The organism is Knoellia aerolata DSM 18566 (assembly GCF_000768695.1).
Taxonomy (GTDB): Bacteria; Actinomycetota; Actinomycetes; order Actinomycetales; family Dermatophilaceae; genus Knoellia; species Knoellia aerolata.
This window is the reverse complement of record NZ_AVPL01000210.1, coordinates 1-321: the sequence shown is the minus strand read 5'-3', so window position 1 is coordinate 321 and position 321 is coordinate 1. Positions and strand designations below refer to the sequence as shown.

At 71.3% G+C, this 321-nt stretch carries 1 protein-coding gene; it reads left to right on the top strand.

Translation table 11 applies throughout. The features are described from left to right. On the top strand, positions 1–321 hold a 321-nt coding region (locus N801_RS22305; protein WP_245618527.1), incomplete at both ends, for an aconitase family protein.

The window sequence follows — 321 nt, the reverse complement described above, 5'->3', positions numbered from 1 at the left end:
CTGTCCGGATACCCTGGTCGGGACCGACAGCCATACCACCATGGTCAACGCCCTGGGCGTGCTGGGCTGGGGCGTCGGCGGCATCGAGGCCGAGGCCGCGATGCTGGGCGACGCGCTGGTGCTGCGCGCGCCCGAGGTCATCGGCGTGCGGTTGTACAACCGGCCCGCGCCGGGCATCACCGCCACCGACCTGGTGCTCAACCTGACCCGCATCCTGCGCGAGGCCAAGGTGGTGGCGCAGTTCGTCGAGTTCACCGGCGAGGCGCTGGATGGCGTGCTGTCGCTGGAAGACCGCGCCACGCTGGCGAACATGGCGCCCGA